The sequence below is a fragment of the Paenibacillus sp. OAE614 genome, from assembly GCF_040546645.1.
Taxonomy (GTDB): Bacteria; Bacillota; Bacilli; order Paenibacillales; family Paenibacillaceae; genus Paenibacillus_AQ; species Paenibacillus_AQ favisporus.
Genome location: NZ_JBEPOD010000001.1, coordinates 1,921,748 through 1,946,347, shown reverse-complemented (window position 1 = coordinate 1,946,347; position 24,600 = coordinate 1,921,748). Strand labels below are relative to the sequence as shown.

The window sequence follows — 24,600 nt, the reverse complement described above, 5'->3', positions numbered from 1 at the left end:
TACCTCTTATGCATCCTGTGCCCGTTGGCAGGAATCACCGTGACGGCATACCGCCAAATCGTTCATTTCCAGCAGCTCGATAAACTTGGCCAGCCTTGGCAGCAGCGGTTCCGCCTGCTCGCCGAACCGGGCATGGAGCTTGCCTGCGATATCCGCCACTGAGTGGGAACCGTCGCAGCAGGCGGCCACTTCACTGCCCAGCGCATCCAGCCGGATTTGGACGACCGCCGGCTGTTTCAGCCATTTGACCGACTGGCGGGCCAGCCATCCCTCCCGCGGCACGGACAACGTCACGATCCCTTCGGTCTTCTCCCACTTCACCTTCGAATGCAGCACCGGAACCAAGTCCAGCAAGTTGATCGGTATTTCCGCGGCGTCCTTCCGCTTTTTCCGGTAGATCAGCATGTTGCTACACCTCCCGCTTCGTCACGACGGACTCTTTCTTTTGCCGGAGAGAGATCCAGGCCAGCATCACGACGACAAGCAGGAAAACGATCAGCGGAAGCACATTGCTGGAGACCAGAACGTCTCCCGGAATTGGAACGCCGAGCCAGATCAGGATCGCAATGATCACCCCGATCAGCGATTCGCCGGCGATCAGGCCCGAAGCCAGCAGCGTCCCCGTTTCCACCCTGGCTTTGAGCAATCCGGCGTCCTTCCGTGATCGCCATTCCACAAACCAGCGAACGATACCGCCGACCATGATCGGGGTGCTGACATGAATCGGCAGGTAGATGCCGACCGCTACGGTCAGCGAGTTGAGACCCAAGAACTCGAACACAACCGCCGAAGCCGCGCCGATAAAAATCAGCTCCCACGGCAAATTGTTCGACATGATCCCCTCCACGATCAGCCGCATCAATACGGCCTTCGGCGCAGGGAGCTGCTCGGATCCGAGTCCGTAGCTTTCGTTCAGTACCGACAGGATGAAGCCGATCACCAGACCGGATACGAGTACCCCGATCATCATGGCCACCTGCTGCTTCCAAGGCGTCCCGCCCACCAGGTAACCTGTTTTCAAATCCTGGGAAATGTCCCCGGCCACAGCCAACGCGACGCAGACGATCGCTCCAACCGTCAGTGCGGCGATCATTCCGCCCATACCTGATAACCCGGTCATTTTAAAAATAAACGTTACGATGAGCAGCGTCGCAATCGTCATGCCGGACACGGGTGAAGAGGAGCTCCCCACCAGGCCAACAATCCGGGAAGCGACCGTTACGAACAAAAAGCCGAAAATGGCGATGGCGATCGCGCCAATGATCCCCACGTCGGTCAGCGGGGCAAACGCGATGATAATGACAAGAAGCGCAATCATGATCGTCACCCAAAAGCCGGGAATATCAAACTGGGTCCGGTCCAGCGTCACCTTCTGCTCGTCTCGTTTGCTCAAGCCGGACAAAGTCGCCGCCAGCGAACTGAACAGCATGGGCAGGGTTTTGACCAGCGTGATCAATCCACCTGCCGCCACTGCGCCCGCGCCAATGTAGCGGATGTAGCCTTCCCAGATGCCCCAGGCGTCCAGCTGCGGGATCGGCGCTTCGGCCGGTGACAGCACAGCCTGTGCGCCTCCGCCGAAAAAGCCGATCATCGGAATCATCACGAGCCAGGCCATGATCCCGCCGGCAAGCATCTGCCCCGAAATCGCCGGGCCAATAATGTAGCCTACGCCGAGCAGCGCAGGGTATGTATCCATGCCGATGACCGCGTTTTTAAACCGGTAAATGCCGGTTTCGATCTCGGTCTTGAACCACTTGAAGCCATCACCCAGCGCTTTCACCAGCCCGCCGGCGATAAATCCGTACAGCACCATTTTTGCGCTCTTGCCGCCGGTTTCTCCCGATATGAGTACTTCCGCGCAGGCGGTGCCTTCCGGGTAAGGCAGCGTCTGATGCTCGTTGACAATCAGCAGACGGCGCAGCGGAATCATCATCGCGACGCCCAAAAATCCCCCGACGAGCACGATGAAGCTGACGGTTCCGATGCCCGGGACTTGATTCCACATATACAGGGCGGGCAGGGTAAAGATCGCCCCGGCTGCCACCGCCTCGCCCGCTGTCGTCATCGTTTGCACGATATTGTTTTCCAGAATCGATTTTCGTTTAAACAATCCTCGCAGGACACCGAGCGATATGACGGCGGCTGGAATGGATGCGCTGACCGTCAGCCCGATTTTAAGTCCCAGGTAGGCGTTGGCAGCTGCAAATACAACCGCCAGGATGATGCCCAGAATGACGGCCAGCAACGTAAGTTCCGGCAGTGTTCTGGATGCAGGTATGTAGGGGATGAAACTTGAAGATTCCTTGGGCTTTTGCTTGTCCATGTTGTTCTCCCTTCTGCCGATTCAGGTTGTAGTAACCATCCATATGTTACCCGGATCCATGGAAAAACAATCGCATAGACGGATGTGTAACCCTGAAACGAAAAAAGCCTGACCGCCGGGTCATCCCTCGGCAATCAGGCAGTCGTTCAATGCTGTATAATGATCGGTCAGGCCGCGACGAGCATTTGCCGGCAGGCCTCGGCGCAGCGGCGGCAGGCCTCGGCGCATGCTTGGCAGTGATCGTGCTCGTGCTTGCTGCATTCTTCGGCGCACGCTTCGCAGGCCGTGATGCACAGCTCGCAGATCTGCGTCACAAACGGGCTGTGGCGAAGCATCGACTGCGCCGCCAAATCGCAAATATCCGCGCATTCCCGGTCAAGACGGATGCATTCTCGCAGCATGGCGAGCTCATATTCCTTCAGACTGGACACATAACACACATTACAAGCATTCATGCACTGCAAACAGGCTTCGATACAATCCTTGTACTGTTGTTCCTGGTTCATCATGATCGATCTACCTCCCGTGATTGATTGCTCTGCACATCTATTAACCGTTTGGGAGGCGTTATAACCAGGAAAATTCAGTCTGTCTCCCGCAGCCCGCCTTGTTCCAGGCTGAGCAGAGCCTGTTCGAGATCACTCCGCGAAAAGTGCTCGCCGATGAAAACCGCAACATCCGGAACATTTCCCTGCGGGGTGATTTTCATAAAATCGGACTCCCGGAAGGCATATTGGAATAGGAAGCGGCTGGCCGTATCGCTGAAGGTCAGCACACCTTTGGCCCGGTACACGTCCCGCGGAAGATTGGCGATCAACCGTTCAAAGGCCATGCTCTCAACGGGACCTTTAAAATGATGGGTGTAAACCATAACATGATCATGCGATTCATGGGCATGTGATTCATGGTTGTGCGATTTATGGGCTTGATGCGGGTGATGCAAAGGTTGCGATTCCCCGCCTTGATCCGAAGCCGATTCAGCGTGCGGTTCGGCGTTCTGCTCCCGGCCATTTTGCGGTACAAGCTCTCCCAAAGCCTGCTTGCTCTCATTGTCCGCCGCGCGAGTCCAATCTGCCTTGACTCCTCCCAGAGCATCAAGCAGCGCCGGGATGTCCACCCGGCACCGGACCGCCTTCCACACCCCAGCGTATCCGTTCCACCGTTCAACAATGCTTTGCAGCAGGTCTTCCTCCTCTTCTTTGACCCTGTCCATTTTGTTCAGGATCAATGCCGATGCACAGCGGATCTGTTCCTGCATGAGCCGGTAGGTTTTGCCCTTCTGAACGTTGTAAAGCTCCAGCAAGTGAGCGGAGTCCACGACCGTCATGATGCCCCTCAGGTCGATCGGCAAATAGAGAGCTGCCTCGGACACCCCCTCCAAAATTTCCATCGGATTGGCGATGCCCGTCGCTTCGACCACGATGACATCCGGTGTCTCGCGCTGGATCAGACCGGCGATTTCCCCGCTCAAGTCCCCGCGGATCGAGCAGCAGATGCAGCCGCTCAGCATTTCCGTCATCGGGACCTGCTCCTGCACCTGCAGCCCGTCGAGGTTCACGTCACCGACCTCGTTCATGATGACGGCAGGCAGCAATCCCTCTCCTTGCCAATGGTCTATCAGCTGCTGCAGTAATGTCGTTTTTCCGCTACCGAGAAATCCGGACAGTATGTAAATTGGCGTCGTTTGGCTCATATGATATCTCCTCCGTTATCCTTCCTTGCATGACTAGCACAGTGTACTACAGCACCCAGCACTGCCGCAAGGCACTCCGTTTCCCCTCACCTGCCTCCCTCTGCAGCTTTCCACTGCTCAGTCACTGCCGTTGTCACCTTCAGCTTGCAAGGCATTCTGGAAAAGACTATCCTAGTGAAATAGCCAGAAAAGATCGTAGGAGTTGATAACGTATGAACATGAAGTCAGTGGACGAGCATCGAAGCCAGGCACCCGAGACCGTGTCCTGCATGGTCGTGACCGTCTCGGATACCCGGACCAAAGAAACCGATACCGGCGGACAGCTGATGATCTCCCTGCTGGAGAAAGCGGGCTACCGGATTGCCGATTATACCATCGTGGCGGACGATTACGAGGGGATCCGCGAGCTAGTGCACGCAGCGTCAGCGCGGCCGGATGTCGAGGCTCTGCTGCTTACTGGGGGAACCGGCATTTCGCCGAGAGACACGACGTACGAGGCGGTCTCTTCCCTGCTGGACAAGGAAATGCCCGGCTTTGGAGAAATATTCCGCTTCCTGAGCTATACGGAGGATATCGGGGCGGCAGCGATTCTGAGCCGGGCCATCGCCGGAACAGTCGGCAAGACCGCGGTTTTTTCCATGCCGGGGTCCAGAGGGGCCGTCAAGCTGGCGTTGGAAAAGATCATCGTGCCGGAGCTCCGGCATGTCATGCGGGAAATTTACAAGAAGGAATAGACTGCGGGTAAACGAAACGCAAACAAAAAAATACCGGACTCATCGCGGATGAGCCGGCATTTCGTTATTCCCCGAATTATTTCATCCGGTCGATCAGGGAATTAAACACCTTTTTCACTTCGCGGGTCGTATTTGCCTTTCTCTTTGCCGGAAGACGTGTAAATCAGCGAAGCGGTAGAATAGTTATAGATGACCGTCCGGGACCGCGGCGTATCGATCAATTTTTGGTCACCGTACCAGTTATGAATCCGCTCGACCCGCTCTGCTTCGTTTGAAAAGACATGCAGCGTAATATACTGCAGCGGATTGCCGGCGATCATGTACATATAACTGATATTGCCTCTTCCGTCCTCCGCGTACATCTCATGGGTCAGAGGGACCCCTTCATGCCCGAACTGAATCTGCATCTCCTTCAGAAACTTGCCGTTCAGCCCTTTTCCTTGGGATTGCGCCCGAAGGTTTCCCTCCGAATAAGACTGCATATTATATAGTTTCGTTTCTTTTTTGACGACTTCATGCGAATCGCATCCGGCCATGGCGGCTGTAACCAGCACACCGGCCAGAACTCCCGCTACCCGTTTCTTCATGATGGTTCATCCCTTCCAGATTCCTGTTGCCGATTGTAGCGGCACTAAGCTGATATAGGGTTAGAATGCCATCAAAGCATACGGTTTATGCAGCGCGGTTCACTCGGACAAAGATTCCAAGCGGAGCAGCGTTCGCCCCACAGCTTTTCCGCGCAGAATAGCCTCCAGGACGTCCGGAAGGTCGCGCAATCCGCATTCGGTTAATCCCTGGGATAAAGCAGTCTCTGGCTTCCACGCCGATCCGAGCAGCTTCCAGACCCGGCTCCGGGTTTCCATCGGACAGAACACGGAATCGATCCCGAACAGGTTGATGCCGCGCAGGATAAAAGGATGAACCGTACTGTCGAACGCCGTTCCTCCGGTCAATCCGGAAAGGGCGATGCCGCCGCCGTATTTAACGCTTTTCAGCAGCGTCCCCAGCTGTGGACCTCCGACAGGGTCGACCACGCCGGCCCAGCGGCTCTTGGACAGCACGCCTTGAACCGGGGCGGAAATCTCTTCCCTCCCGACTACGGCGCTCGCCCCGAGCCCTGTGAGCCAATCCTTCTGGGCTTCCAGCTTGCCTGTGCTGGCAGTCACTTGATATCCGAGCCGGGACAATATGCTGACGGCAAAGCTGCCGACACCGCCCGTCGCTCCGGTCACCAGCACCTCCCCGCTGTCCGGCGTGAGGCCGCTCCGGATCAACGCGTCCACTGACAAGGCGGCGGTAAACCCGGCTGTCCCGATTCCCATAACCTCTCGCAAACTGAGTCCCTCCGGAAGGTGTACCAGCCAATCACCTTTAAGGCGGGCGTATTCGCTGAATCCTCCAAAGTGGTCGGTCCCTACACCGTACCCCGTGCACAGCACCTGGTCACCGGGCTTAAACGCCGGGTGCTCCGAATGTGTGACTACGCCAGCCAGGTCAATGCCCGGCACCATCGGATACCTGGAGACGACCTTCCCATCGGGCAGGCTTGCCAATCCGTCCTTGTAATTCACTCCCGAATAGTGAACGCGGATCGTTACATCACCCGGCGGCAGCTGACCCTCGGTCAGCGTTTCGATCCCGCTCCGGAAGCCGCCATTCTCGTCTTTTCGGACCATAAATGCCTGAAACTTTTCCATATGCGTCGTCCCTCCTTAAGATTGTCCATATTATACCTCTCAGCAGAGTCCCTTTCAAAATACAAGGACACAACCCGATGGCCTGTCCTCCCAGTGCCAAATAGTTTATGGCATGAAATGTTGGGAGCTTGGCATGGTCAAGCCAGTCTTCAACCTATCGTGCGATCGACAACTGTCGAATGATCGGGAAGCGCATCGGAGTATGCCTGATCCTGCGCTTTCCCGAGAAATAATGCCCTGCTTCCCACCCTAAATATCCGCACGAGAAGAACCCGTCTCGATATTGTTAATGGTTAAGCGGCAAGACTGACGGTCTCCAGAGACTAATACAGTCTCATATATAAAAAAAGGGGCGACCCTTGGTCCCCCCTCATCGGCTCGCTTCTGCAGCTACTCATCCTGCTGCATATATTCGGCCACCATCTTTTGCTTCAAGTCCCATACTTTCTCGCTGATATTGATGCGGTAAATTTCCGGGTTCAGCTTGCGTAAGTATTCCGGCCAAAATAAATCCATCTGCTCCCGGTGGTATTCCCGGATTTCATCCAGCGACGGCAGTTTGTACACCAGCAGGCCGTTCTCGAACACTGGTGTGAGCATTTCAATGGCATCGTAGTTTTTTACATATTTCTGCAAATACGGGTGCTGCGGATTAAACAGCTTTAGACGGAGGCCGTCATGCGGCTTCTCCTCGCCAGGGAAGGCGATGTAATCCGCCGTTGCTTTCCCGCTAACCCGGTCCACGATCCGGTAGACGTTCTTTTTGCCCGGCGTCGATACTTTTTCGGGATTGCCCGATATTTTGATCGTCGGAACCATCTCGCCCTTAATTTCGCGTTCCACCAGCTTATAAACACCGCCCAGCGCCGGCTGGTCGGCAGCCGTAATCAGCTGGGTGCCTACGCCCCAGGTATCAATCCGTGCCCCCTGCGCTTTCAGGTTAAAAATGGTGTTCTCGTCGAGGTCATTCGAGGCCACGATCTTCACATAGTTCAATCCAGCCTGATCGAGCATCTCGCGCGCTTTGATCGACAAGTAAGCCAGGTCACCGCTGTCCAGGCGGATGGCGTTCATCTTCTTGCCCATCGCCTCCAGCTTCTTGGCTGTTTCGATCGCATGCGGCACACCGCTCTTGAGCGTGTCGTACGTGTCCACGAGGAGCGTCACTTGATCCGGCATGACCTTGGCATAAACGTCGAACGCCGCCTGTTCGCTTTCGAAGGTCTGCACCCATGAATGGGCATGCGTTCCTTTTGTCGGGATGCCGAATTTCTCTCCAGCGAGCATGTTGGAGGTTGCGTGAAAACCGGCCACATAAGCGGCCCGTGCCCCCCATACCGCCGCATCGGCTTCCTGCGCCCGGCGCGTGCCGAATTCGAGCAAAATATCATCGCCGGCGACCTGCTTGATCCGTGACGCCTTCGTGGCAATCAGCGTCTGGAAGTTCATGAAATTGAGCAGCGCCGTTTCCACCAGCTGGGCCTCCATAATGGTGCCTTCCACGCGGACCAACGGTTCGTTCGGAAAGACGAGCGCGCCTTCCTTCATCGAATGCAGCGTGCCGCAAAACCGGAACTGCTTTAATTCCTCCAAAAACGCCGAATCGTAATTCTCTTCCTGCTCGGATAGATACTTAATATCCTCATCGGTAAACCGGAGATTGGCTATGTAATGCACGATACGCTCCAAGCCGGCGAAAACCGCATACCCGTTTCCGAAGGGAAGCTTGCGGAAGTAAGCCTCGAACACCGCTTTCTGCCGGTGCGAGCCGTTCACCCAATGCGCGTACATCATGTTGATTTGGTATTTATCCGTGTGTAAGGCCAGACCCATCGTCTGCATCCCGAGTTCCTCCTTGCTGGTACGCCTGTCATATCAGGCAGGCCCGGTGTCCCGGGCCATCGTCTTTACTGCTCTGCTCCTTGGATAACCTGCGCACCCAAACTGTTTTTAAAATGCTGCAATGCCCACGTATGCCCATCCGGGTTGAAGCTGGCTACAGCGTCTTCGTACACCGTAATGCCGAAGCCCTTATTGTACGCCTCTACAGCGGTGTGCAGCACGCAAATATCGGTGCATACCCCGATCAGATGCACTTCGGTGATGCCGCGCTCCCTCAATTTGAGTTCGAGATCCGTTCCGCAAAAAGCGCTGTACCGCGTTTTGTCCATCCAGTAAATCGCATCGCGATGGTCGTTGTATACCTTCTCCAGCGGGCCGTACAGTTCTCTTCCCCGCGTGCCGCGAAGGTTGTGGGGAGGAAACAGCTTCGTCTCCGGATGATGAGCATCGTCCTTCTCATGCAGATCCACAGCCATGACGACCCAGTCGCCGCGATCGATGAAGTCTTTAGTGATGGCGGCTACCGCCGGCGCGATATCCACCGCAGGCTGGCCTACAGGCAGGCTTCCGTCGACAAAATCATTCGTAAAATCGATAACGATCAGTGCTTTCATCTACCTTCACTCCCTTAGGTATAAATGGACAGCAGCGGTACGTAATCGGTGAACCGGTACAGTTGTGCCGGTCGCTGGGAATACTGGTTGGAGCTTAGCGGCTTTCCGTTCTCGTCGCGTACTTCTTCGAGGATCCCCTGCCGGCTGCGCGTAGACGTAATTTTACGGATAAAATTCGGCTCGCTGAATTCCGGAACGACGGTCTGGATGACCTGGTACAGCTCGCTTAACGTAAACTGCTCGGGCAAAAATTGGCGCGCAATCGTGGAATGCAGCATCTGCTGCTGAATCCGGTGGTACGCATCCTGGATGATTTCCCGGTGGTCAAAGGCCAGCTCCAGCTCGTTCAGCACCTCATCAATGCCGAACAGGCCAACCTCGCCGGCATCGTCCGCCGCCTGTCTGCTCTCCAGCATCCATTCTTCCACCAGGGCGAAGAAGGCGTTGCTGATTATCCAGCCGCGCGGGTCTCTTCCCGGCTTGCTGTATACGCCTAAATACTCGAGGTGTCCACCGTCGACGCCGGTTTCTTCCTTGAGCTCACGCTTCGCCGCGTCGTAAATCGATTCGCTTTCCTGGCAGAATCCTCCGGGCAGCGCCCACATCCCCGCGAACGGCCACGACTTCCGGCGGATTAACATGACCTTGAGCTCCCGGATCGGCAGCGTTTTGGTCACGGTCTTGCGCTCGCGCTTGGTCAGCGTAAACATCACGATGTCCGCGGGTACACCGTCAGGCGTGCGGTACTTCTTCGGGGAGTACCCCATCTCCTCGGCGGTCTTCTCTTTCGGTCTGCCGCTTGCTTTCTCATTTTCTGTCATCTTATCACCACATAACATCTTTTTGATACTTTCATTATGAACTATTGATAAAAAAAGTCAAGTCATTCTGTTTATGTTGTGTAAGCCGCGTTCTGTTTGTTTGGTCCTGCACAAGAAAGCAAGGATCCCCCTTAAATCGCTACTTGCGGTTTACTACCCGAAACGTAGCCGTCGCCATACAAGCCAAAGTGCCTTCACTGTCGTTAATTTTTGCTTCGGTGACGAGAGACCGGCCCGCTTCGTGCAGCACCTTGGCCGTCACCGTTAATCTCCCCGGAACCATCGCATTCATAAAGTGCACGTTAATGTCGGTGGTAACGCAGCTGTCGATATTTTTAGCCGCCGTAGCCACCATACCCATCGCCTGGTCCATCAAGGATGTCAGCACGCCCCCATGGATGATACCCATGGAATTGGTGTGGTGCTGCTTGGCATCGAGCGCAATGACCACTTCTTCCTTACTTGCGGATACCAGCTCGCAGCCGAGATACGCCCAGAACGAATCCTGTCCCCGGGCCACCATTAGTTCCAATGCGTTCATTGTCGTCTCCCCCATGCTGTCATTTTTTGCGTACTGCCCCCAGCATCCTTTGCCGGAGGAGCGCCTTCGTTTCTCTATGTTGTCAGCGATAACTGTTTACGTTCATGTTTAACCAAATTCGTCTGCTCTATCCCATAAGTCGGCTGAATAGCCTACCGCCTGGCTTGATTCCCCTCGTTTCCCGATGACGAAAAATAACCCCACAGCGGCGTGGGGCCTTCGCTCCGATGTTATTCTGGTACTCAGCGAAACCACGAAAGCCATGCGATCTGCATTTGAAAAAAAGGCGCGGACGTCTCGTCCGCAGCCTTGTAAAGGTTAGCCGCAGCTGGAAGGAGGCGCTTCCGTTCCCGCTTCCACGTTGACCTTTTCCGATACCGTATCATGGATGACGGAAATGACCAGCTGCAGCAAATAGTTAATATCGCTTTGGCTTTGCTGAAATTCGTTCACGAGAGGAATCGCATCGATCTCATCCTGCAGCGCTTCGATTTCTTTCTCGATTTTGGCAACCATTTCCTGATTTTGGAAGGATTCGAAGGCCACGATCTCTTTCTGCTTCTTCTTGATGGTGGCAATGAGGCTTTGTACGCGCTCATGATTGCGGATTTTCTCCTCCGCCTTCTGGAATTGCTGTACTTCTTCGCTTCCGGAAATCAGTTCGGCCAGTTCCTTGGCCTTGGACATAATATCGTCGCGGATCACAAGATCCTTCGTATCATAAGACATCATGCCGTATTTATTGATATGACCCTTCTCCATCTCGGTTCGATACCCCTATTCTGTTATGGAATTTACTGAGTTATTGCTACCTCGGCCTGCGGTACATCCACGACTTCGCCTTTGATGTACCACGTCATCGCATCCGTAATTTTGACGTTTACGAAGCTGCCGATCAATTCCTTGCCGCCTTCAAAATGGACGAGCTTGCTGGTGCGCGTTCTTCCCGCCAGGATGGAGGCGTTGTTTTTGCTCTCGCCTTCCACCAGCACCTCGACAATCTGCCCGCGAAGATTTTCGTGGCTCTTGCGGCTATACTCCTCAATCGTCCGGTTCAGGCGCTGCAGGCGCTCGCTCTTCGCTTCCATGGACACATTGTCTTCCATGACAGCCGCCGGCGTACCTTCCCGAGGAGAATAAATAAAGGTGTACGCCGAGTCAAAACCGACTTCGCGCACCAGGCTCAGCGTATCCTCGAACTGCTCTTCGGTTTCGCCCGGGAAGCCGACGATGATGTCGGTCGTCAGCACCAATCCTGGCACGGTTGCCTTCAGCTTCCGAACCAGCTCCAGGTAAATTTCGCGGGTGTACTTCCGGCCCATGATTTTGAGAATTTCGTTGTTTCCCGACTGCACCGGCAAATGGATATGCTCAACGAGGTTGCCCCCTTTGCCGAGGACCTCCACCAGATGATCGTCGAAGTCGCGCGGATGTGACGTTGTAAACCGGACGCGCGGGATATCGATTTTGCGGATATCATCCATCAGGTCGGCAAACGTGTACCGGATATCGTCAAAATCCTTTCCGTAAGCGTTCACGTTCTGGCCGAGAAGGGTAACCTCCTTGAAGCCCTGGCGCGCCAAATCGCGAACCTCGGCGATCACGTCTTCCGGCCGGCGGGAGCGCTCTTTCCCCCGGGTAAACGGAACGATACAGTATGTACAGAATTTGTCGCAGCCGTACATAATGTTGACCCACGCCCGCAGTCCTTCACGCTTCTTCGGCAGGTTCTCAATGATGTCGCCTTCCTTGGACCACACTTCCACAACCATCTCTTTGCTGAACAGCGCTTCCTTGATGAGCATCGGCAGCCGGTGAATATTGTGCGTACCGAAGATCATGTCCACGAAGCCGTGCTTCTGCATAATCCGGTTGACGACGCCTTCTTCCTGAGACATACAGCCGCAAACGCCAAGCAGCATATCGGGCTTCTCCGTCTTCAGGTGTTTGAGATGGCCGAGCTCGCCGAACACTTTGTCTTCTGCATTCTCACGGATGGCGCATGTGTTCAGCAGAATGATGTCCGCTTCCTTGCGGTCTTCGGTAGCGGTGTAGCCCATCATCTCCAGCATGCCCTTGATCGTCTCGGAGTCATGCTCGTTCATCTGGCAGCCGAACGTGTATACGATATAATGCTTCCCTGCCCCAATCCCTTGAAGCTCTTCCGGCACCGCGTTCTCATACAGCACTTGAACGTCTTCCTTGCGCCGTTTCTTGCTTTGTCTATGGTTAGGCTCCGAAATAATATGAATCTCACGGCCCTTGATCCGGATCTTCTTTCCGAATTCGTCCTCTGACAGAACTTTGGCATCGGAGAAATCAAAATATTTGGAGTAATCCTTCGTTTCCTTCGCCATGCTGTTGACCACTCCTTTAATCCAGGGAACCCCTGTTAAACGACATTCTAATAAATTATAGCATGAACCTAATGGCATATCTACTGATTGCCCGGACTTCCATCTATGTATAAGCATAGCCGAATCGTTGAATCAAAAGACATCTTTCGTGCATCACGCCACTGGTTAAACAACAAAAAAACGGAGGATAGCTCCCCCGTTCTATAGGCCTGCCGGCCAGGTATGTCGTTGTTAGTCAATGATTTCAGCCGTATCTCCGGTTTTGGCGCCAGCTGCGTTGGCCTCGTCCGTGTCGATATGCATGTCGAGCGCAAACGAATCGGATACGCGCGCGATGACATTTTCAAACACCAGTCCGCGCTCGCCGCCGATGCGCACTTTCAGATGCTGCTTGTCGGCAATGCCCCAGCCTTCCGCGTCGCTCGTGTGAAAATGGATATGACGAGCAGCAACAATCGCGCCCTTCTCCAGTTCGATCTCGCCTTGCGGGCCTTTTACCTTGATGCCTGGGGTTCCTTCAATATTTCCGGACTCGCGGACCGGAGCTTTCACGCCGATGGCGAAAGAATCCGTACGGGAAATTTCCAGCTGGCTTGCCGAACGGGCAGGCCCTAAAATTCTAACCTTATCAAATTGACCCTTCGGACCGATAACGGCCACCGTTTCATTGGCGGCGAATTGTCCGGGTTGGGATAGCGGTTTAAATTCGGTCAGCTGATAGCCTTGACCAAACAAAGCTTCAATATGTTCTTGGGTAAGATGGATATGTCGTGCGGACACGCCTACAGGTACAGTTTTACTCACGTGGATCACTCCTTAAATTTTCTCTATGTTCTGTACAGGCCAGACTCATTATACATCCTTTTACCCAAAAAAGAAAAAGACGTCACCGCTTTCATTCCAACTTTCATGCATTTCCTGCCATTCTGCTACAAGATTGTCAAAATGTCTGCTCCGTATTGCCAAAACATGGTTTAATTCCACTCGAATCAAACCGGTTTAGCCGGAAGATGCCTGCTCAGAAAAGAGAGCGCATTGCCCGATACCCATCCTTTGACCAGATCCTCCGGATAGCGGGCAAGCAGCAGATCGATAAACGCCGGATAGCGTCCGGGATGCTCCAGATCCTGAATCCATGTTTCGATCCCGTCAAAATCGGAGCCGAACATGAGCATGTTACCCGCCCCCTGCTCGCACATCCGCTCAATATGGGGAAGAACATCTGCAGGAACGACCGGCCCTGGACCTTCTTTCACAAAATACGGCACAAACGTAATTCCGATGCGCCCGTCCATCGCTGCGATCGCCCGAATCTGCTCATCGTTCAAATTGCGGGGATGCGGGCACACCGTCTTTGCGTTGGAGTGGGAAGCGATAAACGGCCGTTTCGATCGTTCGGCAAGCTCCCAAAACCCGGCTTCCGATAAATGGGATACGTCCAGCAGCAAACCGGTTTCGTTGCACAGCTCAATCAGCTGTTTCCCTTTTTCGGTAAAGCCTCCCTTGCGCTTCTCCATAACGCCGTCGGCAGCCCAGTTCGCATGGTTCCACGTAATCCCAAGGAACCTCACGCCCAGGTCATAGCAGACTTTGACATAAAACAAGCTTCCCTCGAATCCGTCGGCGCCCTCCACGGACAGAAGCCCCCACGGCTGAAGGGCGTGGCTTTGAGGCGGGTGCTGCTCCGCCGCCTTCACGGCATGCTCCAGCGAGGCTGCGTCTTCTCTCCATTTCATCCACCGGACGCCTTCCTGCACGGGAACTACTCGAGAGGTAAACACGTCGATCTGATCCAATATATGCTCAAAGCGGGGAATCCCCCGTTCCTCGGACAAAAAGATAGCGAAGGTTTGCAGCGCCACCCCTCCTTCCTGCAGACGCTTGTAGGTCACATCCAGCATCGGATCGTCCGCAAAGGAGATGCTTTTATCCTTCACCATTTTACTTAATACGTCACAATGATAATCCACCACTGGAATTGTCATGCTTATGCCTCTCCTTTCCGCGGTACGCAAGCAAAAAAACCTGTCTATCCCATATAAACTGAATCAAAGTCCGGGTACTCGCCGAGCACCTCTAATCCGGCTTCATTCAGCTTATATCAATAAACAGGTTTCATCAAATGATGGCATATCCTGCCATTTCCCTTATCTGGGCTCTACGATCAGCTTGATTGCCGTTCGGTCTTCCCCGTCAATAACGATATCCGTAAAGGCTGGAATACAAATCAAGTCTACTCCGCTGGGTGCTACAAATCCCCGGGCAATGGCTACCGCTTTAATCGCTTGATTGAGTGCGCCTGCTCCGATGGCTTGCAGTTCAGCCGCCCCGCGTTCACGAAGCACACCTGCCAGAGCACCGGCAACAGAATTTGGATTGGACTTTGCTGAAACTTTTAATACTTCCATGGTAAGTACCTCCCCTGGGAATGATGATAAGCTTCCACATACTAGATGTTATTCGGGAGTCCGGAAATAATTCCTTCTTTCTGACAATTTTTCAGCCATAAATCCGCCAATAGTCTCAGAGGAAAACTCGGTCAATCCATGATCCAATCGTCTTCGAGAATCCGAATTTTTTCCATTTTCAGCGCCTTGCCGGTTGCATCGTCCAGCTGGACAAATACGCCGTGGAAGTGCCATTTTCCGTTGTCGACCTGGAACCGGACCGGCAGCTGTGTTTTGAATTTGCGGAGAACCGCATCGCGTTCCATGCCTAAAATACCTTCTCTAGGACCGACCATGCCAGCATCCGTGAGATAGGCCGTTCCATTCGGTAAAATAGTATCATCATTGCTCTGCACGTGGGTATGTGTTCCTACGACGATCGAAGCACGGCCGTCCAGATGCCACCCCATGGCAATTTTCTCGGATGTGGCTTCGGCATGAAAATCAACAAGAATATGCTTGTGCTTCTTGCGGAGCTGGTCGACAATCTCGTCGCTGGCCCGAAACGGACAGTCAATGGCCGGCAGAAACGTACGTCCCTGCAAATTGACGATGGCCAGTTCTTTGCCGTTCGCTTTAATGATCGTATGCCCCAATCCCGGCGTCCCCGGCGGAAAATTGGCCGGTCTCACCATGCGCGGCTCGTCGTCGATAAAGTCAAAAATCTCCTTGTTATCCCACGTATGGTTGCCCAGCGTAATCCCATGGACACCCCAATCGAAAAAGTCTTTGGCAATCGACTGCGTGATCCCTCTGCCGGAAGCGGCATTTTCGCCGTTCGCAATGATGATGTGAGGGTTATACTTCGTTTTTAACGACGGCAGCGTCGCTTTAAGCGCCTTTCTGCCTACACTGCCCACGATATCTCCAATAAATAATACGTTAATGTTGGTCTCCCCCTTAGGATGAACAAATATGAAAAGTGGCCCCCAAAGCGGCCACTTTTCATCATTTACATTATTTCGCGTATTCAACCGCGCGAGTCTCGCGGATGACCGTCACTTTGATATGCCCCGGATAATCCAGTTCATTCTCAATCGTCTTCGTAATATCCCGAGCCAGCCGGAATGCTTCGGCATCATCGATCTTCTCAGGCTGTACCATAACGCGGACCTCGCGTCCTGCCTGAATCGCGAACGATTTCTCGACGCCTTCGAACGATTCGGAGATTTCCTCCAGCTTCTCCAAACGCTTGATATACGTTTCGAGCGTTTCGCGGCGCGCTCCCGGTCTAGCAGCTGACAAGGCGTCGGCTGCGCCAACCAGCATCGCGATGACCGAAGTTGCCTCTACATCGCCATGGTGGGATGCGATACTGTTGATAACCACCGGATGTTCCTTGTATTTCTTGGCCAGCTCCACGCCGATTTCAACATGTGAGCCTTCCACTTCATGATCCAGCGCTTTACCGATGTCGTGCAGCAAGCCTGCACGCTTGGCCAATACGATATCCTCGCCGAGCTCTCCGGCCATCAGACCGGACAGATAAGCCACTTCCATGGAATGCTTCAGCACGTTCTGACCATAACTGGTGCGGAATTTGAGCCGTCCCAAAATTTTGATCAAATCCGGATGCAAACCATGTACACCCACTTCGAATGTCGCTTGTTCGCCATACTCGCGAATCCGCTCATCAACCTCTTTACGGGATTTCTCCACCATCTCTTCAATCCGAGCGGGATGAATGCGTCCGTCTGCTACCAATTTCTCCAAAGCGGTCCGGGCAATTTCCCGGCGGATCGGATCAAATCCCGACAAAATTACAGCTTCAGGCGTATCATCAATAATGAGGTCAATACCGGTCAGAGTTTCCAGTGCACGGATGTTCCGGCCTTCACGCCCGATAATCCGTCCCTTCATCTCTTCATTCGGCAGCGTCACCACAGATACGGTGGTCTCCGCCACATGATCTGCAGCGCAGCGCTGGATGGCGAGCGTTACGATTTCACGGGATTTCTTGTCAGCTTCTTCTTTCGCCTGCTGCTCAATATCTTTAATCATTTGAGCGGTTTCATGGCGAACTTCCTGCTCTACATTGCTCAAAATAATGCTTCGTGCGTCTTCCATGGTCAAACTGGAAATACGTTCCAGCTCCGTGACCTGGCTCTTGTAAATCAAATCGATCTGCTGTTGAGTCTCTTCGATGCGTTTCTCCTTGTTGGCCACTTGCTCTTCTTTACGTTCAAGCGATTCAATTTTTTTATCCAGCGACTCTTCTTTTTGCAACAATCGTCTTTCCTGCCGTTGAATTTCATTTCGACGCTCACGAGTGTCTTTTTCAGCTTCGGTCCGGATTCTGTGTACTTCGTCTTTAGCCTCCAGTACCGTTTCCTTCTTCAGTGCTTCTGCTTCCTTACGCGCGTTTTCCACGATTTGTACAGCAGCTTCTTCAGCACTAGAAATTTTAGCCTCTGCAAGAGATTTGCGAATAAAATATCCAATCACGAACCCCAAGAACAATGCGGCAACAACGAGAACGACCCATAGCCATATAGGCATTCAGTTCACCTCCTCGTTGGTTCCTCCAAGGTATTCCTTGGGATCTTCTACAGTTGTCCATTCATTTCAATTCATCATACGTACTTCAATCATTTTCCATCTGCACAACTTCCCCATGGGAAGGTTGTACAAAACCCGTGCTACCCTAGAGGCGGGATAAGGCGGGGGTAGTTCATATGAATTGGAGAGAAATTAGAATCTTTCATTAAAAAACCTTTTTTTGGAAGGAAAAAAGATCTTTTTACAGGAATAGATTCCTCTTCATTTTAGTATTTGTGAAAAGATATTGTCAAGAGAGGGCATTTCATATTGTGTCAACTTCTTCCTCAGTCGAATGAAAAATATTCCTCTTCATCCTCGGGATACGCGTCCTCCTTGAGCAGCTGATTGATGACCTTCCGGACCTGCTCTCCGGAGTATCCCCGCCTCATCAAATAAGCCCCCGTTTTGCGCTTGCGATCGGCGGCTTCGCCCTTCGTCTGGTTCCATTTCTTTCGCCCGGCTGCCAGGGCTGCCTCAAATTCCTGATCGGAACTGACTTCGGCCAGCGCCTCGGATATAATCGACTTATCGACGCCTTTCTGCTGAAGCTCCTGCCTGATCCAGGCTTTGCCTTTGCGGTGGTTCCTGATTCGCTGCTGCGCCCACTGCCTGGCATAGCTTTCGTCGTCTACCAGCCTTTCTTCCACCAGCCGGTTCAGTGCATACTCAATCGATCCCGTTTCGATCCCTTTCTGCCGCAGTTTCATTTCAATTTCCTTGCGTGTCCGCGGCTTCCGCTCCAACGCCTTTAAGCCTTCGACATAAGCCTGCTGCCGCTCATCCGCTACGACGATTTCCTCCAGCTCCTGCTTCGTAAAAGCGTTCCCCTTGACCATCCGGTACTTCACGAGGACGTCTTCGTGGACGGACAGGGTGTAGGGTCCGAACGATATCAAATAGCGCCCTCTCGACTTGGCCAGACGCTCTACCTCCGTGATCCAAAGGGTCTCATTGTCCGGGAACCCGGCCAGTCCTTCATGAATTCCCTGTTCTTCATGGATTCCCTGCTCTCCATGAATCCCTCGCCCTTCCTGATGTTCATGGCTATTTCCTTTTCGCATCTCTCTCACACCCCATCACGTGTTCAATGTAAGTCGTATAACTGAACCGCATTCTTAACGTACTCTCTATATGAGAAAAGACGCCCAGTGACAGGTTATCACCGAGCGTCCTCATTATAGTCTCAATTCATTCACAGAATACGATTTCAAACGATAACCCTATTCCAGCTCTAACAATTCCTGCTCTTCGCGTTCCTCGGCCGCCGCTTCCTCTGCGGTCGGCGCGCTCACCGTCGTCGTCAAATTGCTTGCCTCACGGATCTTGTTCTCGATCGCTTCCGAAATAGGCTGATTTTCTTTCAGGAACTGCTTCGCATTCTCGCGGCCCTGACCTAGGCGCTCGCCTTCATAGGAGTACCAGGCACCGCTCTTATTGACGATATCCAATTCCGTACCGATATCGATAATACTGCCTTCCTTGGAAATGCCTTCGCCGTACATGATGTCGATCTCCGCCTGCTTGAACGGAGGAGCCACCTTGTTCTTGACGACCTTGATCCGCGTCCGGTTACCCACTACATCATTGCCCATCTTGATGCTCTCAATACGGCGTACATCCAGACGAACGGAAGAATAGAACTTCAGCGCACGGCCACCGGGGGTCGTCTCCGGGTTACCGAACATGACGCCGACTTTCTCACGAAGCTGGTTGATAAAGATCGCAATCGTCTTCGACTTCGCAATCGCACCGGACAGCTTACGCAGTGCCTGGGACATCAGACGAGCCTGCAGACCTACGTGGGAATCACCCATTTCACCTTCGATTTCCGCTTTCGGTACGAGCGCGGCAACCGAGTCCACGACGATAATATCAACGGCGCCGCTGCGTACGAGGGCTTCCGCAATTTCCAACGCCTGCTCACCGGTGTCCGGTTGAGACAGCAGCAGCTCGTCAATGTTGACGCCAAGCTTGTTGGCATACGACGGATCAAGCGCATGCTCCGCATCGATGAAAGCAGCTTGTCCACCGACTTTCTGTACTTCAGCGATGGCATGGAGGGCCACCGTCGTCTTACCGGAAGATTCCGGTCCATATACTTCAACAACGCGGCCTCTTGGAAGTCCGCCAATACCAAGTGCTATATCTAGAGCCAGGGAGCCGCTGGGAACAACTTCCACCTGCATATGTGTCGACTCACCGAGTTTCATGATCGAACCTTTACCGAATTGTTTCTCTATTTGACGAAGCGCCATTTCAAGCGCAGCACGACGATCTGACAATAAACTCACATCCTTCACCGTTTATACTATTATGATACCTTGTTTTGGAACGTTTGCCAAGCATTTTTTCGAACATACATTCGTTTTTTTTGCCGGGCATTCTCCTCTCATCATCATGCCGCCGTACCTTAAACCAACCGCCGCAAGGAAAGTCCGCAAAATATGGGGGACCACGGTGGGCGTTTGTTCTTCTATGATGATCGGATGCAAGAGTCCGAACTGGAACAGGCTTCCACCCCTACTCCAACCATAAGAAAAAGAACCGCGGCAAACTTATTTTTGCACGGTTCTTCCGTATGGTTATATTATACCGCCTGGCGGGCGGCTGCACAACTTCAAACCTGATCCTTGGACTCCCCGGTGGCCGGATCGGTAGATACCAGTCTTTGCCACAACCGGTACAGCAGCGTTTTGACCGAGCGGACCCGGATCGTTTCGCGGTTGCCGTTCAGCTTCAGCTCAAACACTTCGGTCTTCTGTCCGCGCTGGGCGATCCCGACGTACACGAGGCCGACCGGTTTGCGTTCGGAATACCCCGGACCCGCTACACCCGTGACGGATAAGCCGAAGTCGCTGTCCGTGATCATCCGGACGTTCTCGGCAAGCACCTCTGCCACTTCGGCGCTCACTGCTCCCGGTGCATCGTCTCCCTCCAGCAGCGCATGCGGGACATGCAGCAGCTTCTCCTTCATCTCGTTGGAATAGCAGACGATCCCTCCCACGAACATGGTGGCGCTGCCCGGAATGGACGTGATGCTCTCCATCAGCATGCCTCCTGTGCAGCTCTCAGCGGCGCTCAGCGTAATCCCGCGGTCCGCCATCATGTCAACGATGATCCGTTCGATCGGCACGTCCATGCTGGCGTACATATGGTCTGCGAGCCGGCTTTGAATTTGCCCCTGCATCGCATTCAGTTTCTCCATGGCTTCCTGCTCTGTAGGCGCTTTGGTGGAGATGCGTACGGTCACTTCACCCTCCTTCGCATAAGGAGCGATCGTTGGATCGGTCTGCCCGTCGATCAGGTCCAGAAGCCGATCCTCCAGCAGCGATTCGCCGATGCCGGCAAACTTGAGCATTTTGGAGTAAATCGGCATTTCGTCGGTCAGGGCGTGTTGAAGGAGCCACGGCTTCGCCTGCTGGTCGAACATCGGCTTCATCTCTTTTGGAGGACCAGGCAGAACGATGTAGAAGTTATCCTCTTGGGCAAGCGCGAGTCCGACGGCCAATCCCGTTTCATTCGGAAGCGGCGTGCTGCCGTCGATGACGAGCGCCTGACGGCGGTTGTTCTCCGTCATGTTGATCCCCCGCCCTGCGAAGAATCTTTCGATTTGATCCATCGCCAGCCGGTCAATGTGCAGGGAGCGGCCGACATGCGCCGCCAGGGCATCCTTGGTAAGGTCGTCCTGGGTCGGGCCGATGCCTCCGGTCAGGATCAGGATATCCGCGCGCTGCGAAGCAAGCTCAATGGCACCCTGAAGCCGCGAGGCGTTATCGCCGACGACCGTCTGGTAGTAGACGTCTATTCCCATTGCCGCAAGCTCCTGCGACAAGTACTGCGCGTTGGTATTCACGATTTGTCCAAGCAGCAGCTCCGTACCGACTGCAATGATTTCTGCTTTCATCCTTGATTGGCCTCCCTGTTATCGTAAAGTAGAATGGATATACCTATATTGAACACTTTACACGTTTTTAGCCTATCCGTACCACAGCGTTTGGTGGAAAGAAAAAGCAATAGGATATCCCTATTGCCTTACACATTGGAAAGCTGAAGCAGTTTTTTGTTTTTGACAAAATAATCGATCCCCGAGTATATCGTGATCAAAGCCGCTGCCCAGATGGCAATATCGTCGAACGGCAGGCCGATCATCTCGAACGGGAAGTTGTTGATCAGAATCGCCACGATGGCGATAATCTGAATGACTGTCTTCACTTTGCCCCATTTGCTGGCCGCCACGACAGCCCCGTCAAGCAGCGCAATCTGGCGCAGGCCGGTAACGGCAAATTCGCGGCTGATAATAACCACAGCGATCCAGGAGTCGCATTTCCCCATTTCGACAAGCGAAACCAGCACCGCCGTAATAAGCAGCTTGTCGGCCAGCGGGTCCAGCAGTTTTCCGAGATTTGTAACCAAGTTGTTTTTGCGCGCCAAATAACCGTCTATACCGTCTGTGCTTGCTGCCAGAATAAAAATAATTACAGCGATCAGCTGATTGTACGGCAGCTCGAATGAATTCCAGGTAATCGGTTCCGGATAGAACTTGAAGTCGACCAGAAGAAACACCATCATGACCGGAATCAAACAGATTCTTGAAATGGTAATACGGTTGGGCAGATTCACTGTAAACCCTCCCCGGATAAATCAAACTAAGAAACGACATTCACATGCACGGCAGGCCGAAAATGAATAATAATGCACCCAGACCATCCATTATGTATGAATCCTCTACTTGGGGGCAGCAGGCATAGCTTGCGGCAGGCCGGCAACCCTGCCAAGACAGCGGGACAAGTTACAGTATAATATATCAATTTATACACTGTCAAAAGAGGAGTAAGCTCCTCTTCCCGCCCGTTTGCCGTGCGGTATACGCCCGCATTACTTCAGATTCGTAAACTGCAGGTCCAGCGGCAGATCCGCCTTGCGGAGCAGCTGCATGACCGCCTGCAGATCGTTTTTGCTCTTCCCCGTCACCCGGATCTGATCGCCTTGGATTTGACTTTTGACCTTCAGCTTGGAGTCCCGGATCAGCACGTTGATTTTCTTGGCGTTGTCCTGATCGATACCCTGCTTCAGGGTGATCCGCTGGCGGACGGTTCCCATCGAAGCTGGCTCGACCTTGCCGTAATCCACGTTTTTGAGCGACAAACCGCGCTTGATCATTTTGGACTGCAAAATGTCAATCACCGCATTGAGCTTATACTCGTCATCGGAGGTAATGACCAGCGTCTCCTTCTCCAGCTTCAGGCTGCTCTTGCTCCCTTTTAAAATCAAAACGGGTTTCGATTTCCCGCTCCGTTTGGTTGATCGCGTTGATCATTTCCTGGAAGTCCAATTTGGAAACAATATCAAACGAATTTTCCGAACTCATCATTACACGCCCTTTCAGTTCCTTTTCATGTCATATTATATGAAATTAACCGGGACAAGTCTAATCCTAAACAGCGTTCCTTCCGTTCACGCATATTATCTCACGGTGTTCGGCACTGCTTAGGCACGGCTTAGGCAGAAGACAGGACGCGATTAGCAGAAGCCTACAAGCAATGAACGCGGACTTCAAAAAAAAAAGACATTCGCCGGCTCGTGGTTCCGGGAATGTCTCGTTCTTATTTTACGATCGGCTGCGGTCACGGGTTGGCTGGCGGAACATATCCAAAATGCCCAATACGATCCATGCCAGTCCAAATCCAAGAATGCCGTACCCCCAAGCGCTGGGAGTGAGGTAATAACCGAGCAGGCTGACGATAATCCCCACAATCGTGGTAATCCAGCTGACTGTCATAACCATACACCTCATTTCTATCCGGAATAAGAAGGACTTAAAGCTAGATCTATTGTCCCCTGGAGTGTATGGCATTATTCAGCGGAGCCTGTCCCGCCGTTTAGCCGTTGCTGCTATCCGAATCATCAGAGGAATCCCCTGTCGACGAATCATTACCGGTCGAAGTACCGCCCGTACCGGAGTCGTCCAGCTTCAGCAGAATGCGCGAAGTCGATTTACCGTCTTCGACCGTCTGCCCTGCTACCGTAATCGTCGTTGCGGGAGAATACCCCGATTTAATGTATATACCGGAAGAATCCAGCGTAAAGGTCAGTGTATCCCCCTCCTTCGTATTACCGAAGGAAAGCTTCTCGCCGGAAGTATTTTCGCCTTTGTACACTTCAAGCCAGCTCTTGCCAGTCGCTTTGATTTCCACCTGAACCGGAGTACCCTGGGCTGCTGCAACCTTAAAGATCGTGGTTTTGCCCTTCTTGCCGTCTTGGGCGACGGTTACGCCTTGATTGCCTTGGTTCGTCGTATCCGTCGAGTCCGTACCGGTTCCCGTTGTATCTGTTCCAGTGCCTGAAGGATCTGTGCCATTTTGATCCGGCGGTGTGGTTGTGTCTTGGCCCCCGGTATTTCCGCTATCGGTATTCGTGTTATCCGTCGTTGTGGTATCCGAATTACCGGAATTGTCCTTTTTGCCGTCATCCCCCGAATTGGTGGCATTGTCCGGCGGTGTAGTTGTTGTTGCGGGCGGATCCTGATTCTGCGCCGTTGCCGGATCCTGCTGCTCCGTTACCTTGGCCGGATCGATGCTGTTGTCTTTCTTTGTCGAACTTGCATTGTTCGCATACAAATAAATAACGACAATGATCAGAATCGGGAACGTCCACATCAGCACGGTCGACAGCCACTTCACGTTTCGTTCAGGCGACGAGGAGCGGCTGCTGGACCGCTTCTGAATGACGGGCTCCATCGTCGCTTCCGGCTCCGGAGGAGCTTCCTTCTTGTGGCCTTCGAGCAGAACGTCCGGATCGAGTCCCACGGTTTCGGCATATGTTTTAATAAAAGCCCTCACATAAAAACTGCCGGGGAGCACCTTGTAATCCCCTGCTTCGATGGCTTCCAAGTATCTTTTGCGGATTTTTGTCATTTCCTGCACGTCGTCCAGGCTCATGCCCTTCTGCAGTCTGGCTTCTCTTAACTGTTGACCCAGTTCAGACAACACC

General features: G+C 53.3%; 24 protein-coding genes and 1 pseudogene. 1 reads left to right on the top strand and 24 read right to left on the bottom strand.

Translation table 11 applies throughout. The annotated features are described in order from the left end of the window. Positions 1–6 precede the first annotated feature (6 nt). The 4 genes from ABIE48_RS09350 to ABIE48_RS09335 all read right to left on the bottom strand — a co-directional run bounded on the left by ABIE48_RS09350 (position 7) and on the right by ABIE48_RS09335 (position 4,016). On the bottom strand, positions 7–405 hold the full coding sequence (locus tag ABIE48_RS09350) for a PqqD family protein (protein WP_192714718.1): 399 nt from the start codon (positions 403–405) through the stop codon (positions 7–9). Between the two features lie 4 nt (positions 406–409). Beyond that, positions 410–2,323, bottom strand: coding sequence for an OPT family oligopeptide transporter (locus ABIE48_RS09345; protein ID WP_192714719.1), 1,914 nt, complete (start codon positions 2,321–2,323; stop codon positions 410–412). Between the two features lie 167 nt (positions 2,324–2,490). Further along, positions 2,491–2,829, bottom strand: coding sequence for a four-helix bundle copper-binding protein (locus tag ABIE48_RS09340; protein ID WP_076169531.1), 339 nt, complete (start codon positions 2,827–2,829; stop codon positions 2,491–2,493). Between the two features lie 77 nt (positions 2,830–2,906). Next, on the bottom strand, positions 2,907–4,016 hold the full coding sequence (locus tag ABIE48_RS09335) for a CobW family GTP-binding protein (protein ID WP_192714720.1): 1,110 nt from the start codon (positions 4,014–4,016) through the stop codon (positions 2,907–2,909). A gap of 212 nt (positions 4,017–4,228) precedes the next feature. On the opposite strand from ABIE48_RS09335, the gene ABIE48_RS09330 reads away from it, so the two are divergent. Further along, the gene (locus tag ABIE48_RS09330; RefSeq protein WP_192714721.1) at positions 4,229–4,750 is read left to right on the top strand and encodes a MogA/MoaB family molybdenum cofactor biosynthesis protein; all 522 of its coding nucleotides are present in this window, start codon (positions 4,229–4,231) and stop codon (positions 4,748–4,750) included. A gap of 101 nt (positions 4,751–4,851) precedes the next feature. On the opposite strand, the gene ABIE48_RS09325 is transcribed toward ABIE48_RS09330, so the two are convergent. The 20 genes and pseudogenes from ABIE48_RS09325 to ABIE48_RS09230 form a co-directional block, all read right to left on the bottom strand. Further along, on the bottom strand, positions 4,852–5,337 hold the full coding sequence (locus ABIE48_RS09325) for a hypothetical protein (RefSeq protein ID WP_354518735.1): 486 nt from the start codon (positions 5,335–5,337) through the stop codon (positions 4,852–4,854). Between the two features lie 99 nt (positions 5,338–5,436). Beyond that, a complete protein-coding gene (locus ABIE48_RS09320) occupies positions 5,437–6,447 on the bottom strand; it encodes an acrylyl-CoA reductase family protein (protein WP_145021809.1) in 1,011 nt (336 codons plus the stop codon). 390 nt (positions 6,448–6,837) lie between these two features. Beyond that, positions 6,838–8,289: a nicotinate phosphoribosyltransferase gene (locus ABIE48_RS09315; protein ID WP_116231204.1), complete on the bottom strand. Its 1,452-nt coding sequence runs from the start codon at positions 8,287–8,289 to the stop codon at positions 6,838–6,840. A gap of 65 nt (positions 8,290–8,354) precedes the next feature. Beyond that, the gene (locus ABIE48_RS09310) at positions 8,355–8,903 is read right to left on the bottom strand and encodes a cysteine hydrolase family protein (RefSeq protein WP_192714722.1); all 549 of its coding nucleotides are present in this window, start codon (positions 8,901–8,903) and stop codon (positions 8,355–8,357) included. Positions 8,904–8,917: 14 nt separating this feature from the next. Further along, positions 8,918–9,670, bottom strand: coding sequence for an NUDIX hydrolase (locus tag ABIE48_RS09305; protein WP_076169533.1), 753 nt, complete (start codon positions 9,668–9,670; stop codon positions 8,918–8,920). 193 nt (positions 9,671–9,863) lie between these two features. Further along, positions 9,864–10,265 (bottom strand): PaaI family thioesterase, encoded by a 402-nt coding sequence (locus ABIE48_RS09300; protein ID WP_192715333.1) that lies wholly within the window; start codon positions 10,263–10,265, stop codon positions 9,864–9,866. Positions 10,266–10,583: 318 nt separating this feature from the next. Continuing rightward, complete coding sequence (locus ABIE48_RS09295; RefSeq protein ID WP_076167971.1) at positions 10,584–11,027, bottom strand: YlbF/YmcA family competence regulator; 444 nt, start codon at positions 11,025–11,027, stop codon at positions 10,584–10,586. 32 nt (positions 11,028–11,059) lie between these two features. Next, positions 11,060–12,622, bottom strand: a complete 1,563-nt coding sequence (miaB, locus tag ABIE48_RS09290) for a tRNA (N6-isopentenyl adenosine(37)-C2)-methylthiotransferase MiaB (RefSeq protein ID WP_192714723.1) — start codon at positions 12,620–12,622, stop codon at positions 11,060–11,062. Positions 12,623–12,853: 231 nt separating this feature from the next. Next, the gene (gene pduL / locus ABIE48_RS09285) at positions 12,854–13,426 is read right to left on the bottom strand and encodes a phosphate propanoyltransferase (RefSeq protein ID WP_192714724.1); all 573 of its coding nucleotides are present in this window, start codon (positions 13,424–13,426) and stop codon (positions 12,854–12,856) included. 185 nt (positions 13,427–13,611) lie between these two features. After that, positions 13,612–14,607 (bottom strand): dipeptidase, encoded by a 996-nt coding sequence (locus ABIE48_RS09280; RefSeq protein ID WP_192714725.1) that lies wholly within the window; start codon positions 14,605–14,607, stop codon positions 13,612–13,614. 162 nt (positions 14,608–14,769) lie between these two features. Beyond that, the gene (locus ABIE48_RS09275; protein WP_006286829.1) at positions 14,770–15,030 is read right to left on the bottom strand and encodes a stage V sporulation protein S; all 261 of its coding nucleotides are present in this window, start codon (positions 15,028–15,030) and stop codon (positions 14,770–14,772) included. 131 nt (positions 15,031–15,161) lie between these two features. Further along, positions 15,162–15,956 carry a TIGR00282 family metallophosphoesterase gene (locus ABIE48_RS09270; RefSeq protein ID WP_145023162.1) on the bottom strand — a complete coding sequence of 265 codons (795 nt, stop codon included), beginning with the start codon at positions 15,954–15,956 and terminating at the stop codon, positions 15,162–15,164. A gap of 70 nt (positions 15,957–16,026) precedes the next feature. Then, on the bottom strand, positions 16,027–17,568 hold the full coding sequence (rny, locus tag ABIE48_RS09265) for a ribonuclease Y (protein ID WP_076167981.1): 1,542 nt from the start codon (positions 17,566–17,568) through the stop codon (positions 16,027–16,029). Between the two features lie 326 nt (positions 17,569–17,894). After that, positions 17,895–18,671 (bottom strand): regulatory protein RecX, encoded by a 777-nt coding sequence (locus ABIE48_RS09260; RefSeq protein WP_192714726.1) that lies wholly within the window; start codon positions 18,669–18,671, stop codon positions 17,895–17,897. Between the two features lie 159 nt (positions 18,672–18,830). Next, positions 18,831–19,892: a recombinase RecA gene (gene recA / locus ABIE48_RS09255; protein ID WP_145021827.1), complete on the bottom strand. Its 1,062-nt coding sequence runs from the start codon at positions 19,890–19,892 to the stop codon at positions 18,831–18,833. Between the two features lie 335 nt (positions 19,893–20,227). After that, complete coding sequence (locus tag ABIE48_RS09250; protein WP_192714727.1) at positions 20,228–21,514, bottom strand: competence/damage-inducible protein A; 1,287 nt, start codon at positions 21,512–21,514, stop codon at positions 20,228–20,230. 128 nt (positions 21,515–21,642) lie between these two features. Next, positions 21,643–22,230 carry a CDP-diacylglycerol--glycerol-3-phosphate 3-phosphatidyltransferase gene (gene pgsA / locus ABIE48_RS09245; protein ID WP_145021832.1) on the bottom strand — a complete coding sequence of 196 codons (588 nt, stop codon included), beginning with the start codon at positions 22,228–22,230 and terminating at the stop codon, positions 21,643–21,645. Positions 22,231–22,485: 255 nt separating this feature from the next. After that, positions 22,486–22,978, bottom strand: a pseudogene (locus ABIE48_RS09240) (YajQ family cyclic di-GMP-binding protein). Between the two features lie 240 nt (positions 22,979–23,218). Next, positions 23,219–23,389: a hypothetical protein gene (locus tag ABIE48_RS09235; protein ID WP_163872676.1), complete on the bottom strand. Its 171-nt coding sequence runs from the start codon at positions 23,387–23,389 to the stop codon at positions 23,219–23,221. 100 nt (positions 23,390–23,489) lie between these two features. Continuing rightward, complete coding sequence (locus ABIE48_RS09230) at positions 23,490–24,596, bottom strand: helix-turn-helix domain-containing protein (RefSeq protein ID WP_192714728.1); 1,107 nt, start codon at positions 24,594–24,596, stop codon at positions 23,490–23,492. Positions 24,597–24,600 lie beyond the last annotated feature (4 nt).

Coding starts and splice junctions, on each gene's coding strand:
- ABIE48_RS09280 (WP_192714725.1), bottom strand. CDS start 14,607: ATGACAATTCCAGTGGTGGATTATCATTGTGACGTATTAAGTAAAATG.
- ABIE48_RS09325 (WP_354518735.1), bottom strand. CDS start 5,337: ATGAAGAAACGGGTAGCGGGAGTTCTGGCCGGTGTGCTGGTTACAGCC.
- ABIE48_RS09335 (WP_192714720.1), bottom strand. CDS start 4,016: ATGAGCCAAACGACGCCAATTTACATACTGTCCGGATTTCTCGGTAGC.
- rny (WP_076167981.1), bottom strand. CDS start 17,568: ATGCCTATATGGCTATGGGTCGTTCTCGTTGTTGCCGCATTGTTCTTG.
- ABIE48_RS09345 (WP_192714719.1), bottom strand. CDS start 2,323: ATGGACAAGCAAAAGCCCAAGGAATCTTCAAGTTTCATCCCCTACATA.
- ABIE48_RS09315 (WP_116231204.1), bottom strand. CDS start 8,289: ATGCAGACGATGGGTCTGGCCTTACACACGGATAAATACCAAATCAAC.
- ABIE48_RS09275 (WP_006286829.1), bottom strand. CDS start 15,030: ATGGAAGTATTAAAAGTTTCAGCAAAGTCCAATCCAAATTCTGTTGCC.
- ABIE48_RS09235 (WP_163872676.1), bottom strand. CDS start 23,389: ATGACAGTCAGCTGGATTACCACGATTGTGGGGATTATCGTCAGCCTG.
- ABIE48_RS09340 (WP_076169531.1), bottom strand. CDS start 2,829: ATGAACCAGGAACAACAGTACAAGGATTGTATCGAAGCCTGTTTGCAG.
- ABIE48_RS09305 (WP_076169533.1), bottom strand. CDS start 9,670: ATGGGGTACTCCCCGAAGAAGTACCGCACGCCTGACGGTGTACCCGCG.
- ABIE48_RS09320 (WP_145021809.1), bottom strand. CDS start 6,447: ATGGAAAAGTTTCAGGCATTTATGGTCCGAAAAGACGAGAATGGCGGC.
- ABIE48_RS09310 (WP_192714722.1), bottom strand. CDS start 8,903: ATGAAAGCACTGATCGTTATCGATTTTACGAATGATTTTGTCGACGGA.
- ABIE48_RS09260 (WP_192714726.1), bottom strand. CDS start 18,671: ATGCGAAAAGGAAATAGCCATGAACATCAGGAAGGGCGAGGGATTCAT.
- ABIE48_RS09350 (WP_192714718.1), bottom strand. CDS start 405: ATGCTGATCTACCGGAAAAAGCGGAAGGACGCCGCGGAAATACCGATC.
- ABIE48_RS09330 (WP_192714721.1), top strand. CDS start 4,229: ATGAACATGAAGTCAGTGGACGAGCATCGAAGCCAGGCACCCGAGACC.
- ABIE48_RS09295 (WP_076167971.1), bottom strand. CDS start 11,027: ATGGAGAAGGGTCATATCAATAAATACGGCATGATGTCTTATGATACG.
- ABIE48_RS09300 (WP_192715333.1), bottom strand. CDS start 10,265: ATGAACGCATTGGAACTAATGGTGGCCCGGGGACAGGATTCGTTCTGG.
- ABIE48_RS09250 (WP_192714727.1), bottom strand. CDS start 21,514: ATGAAAGCAGAAATCATTGCAGTCGGTACGGAGCTGCTGCTTGGACAA.
- miaB (WP_192714723.1), bottom strand. CDS start 12,622: ATGGCGAAGGAAACGAAGGATTACTCCAAATATTTTGATTTCTCCGAT.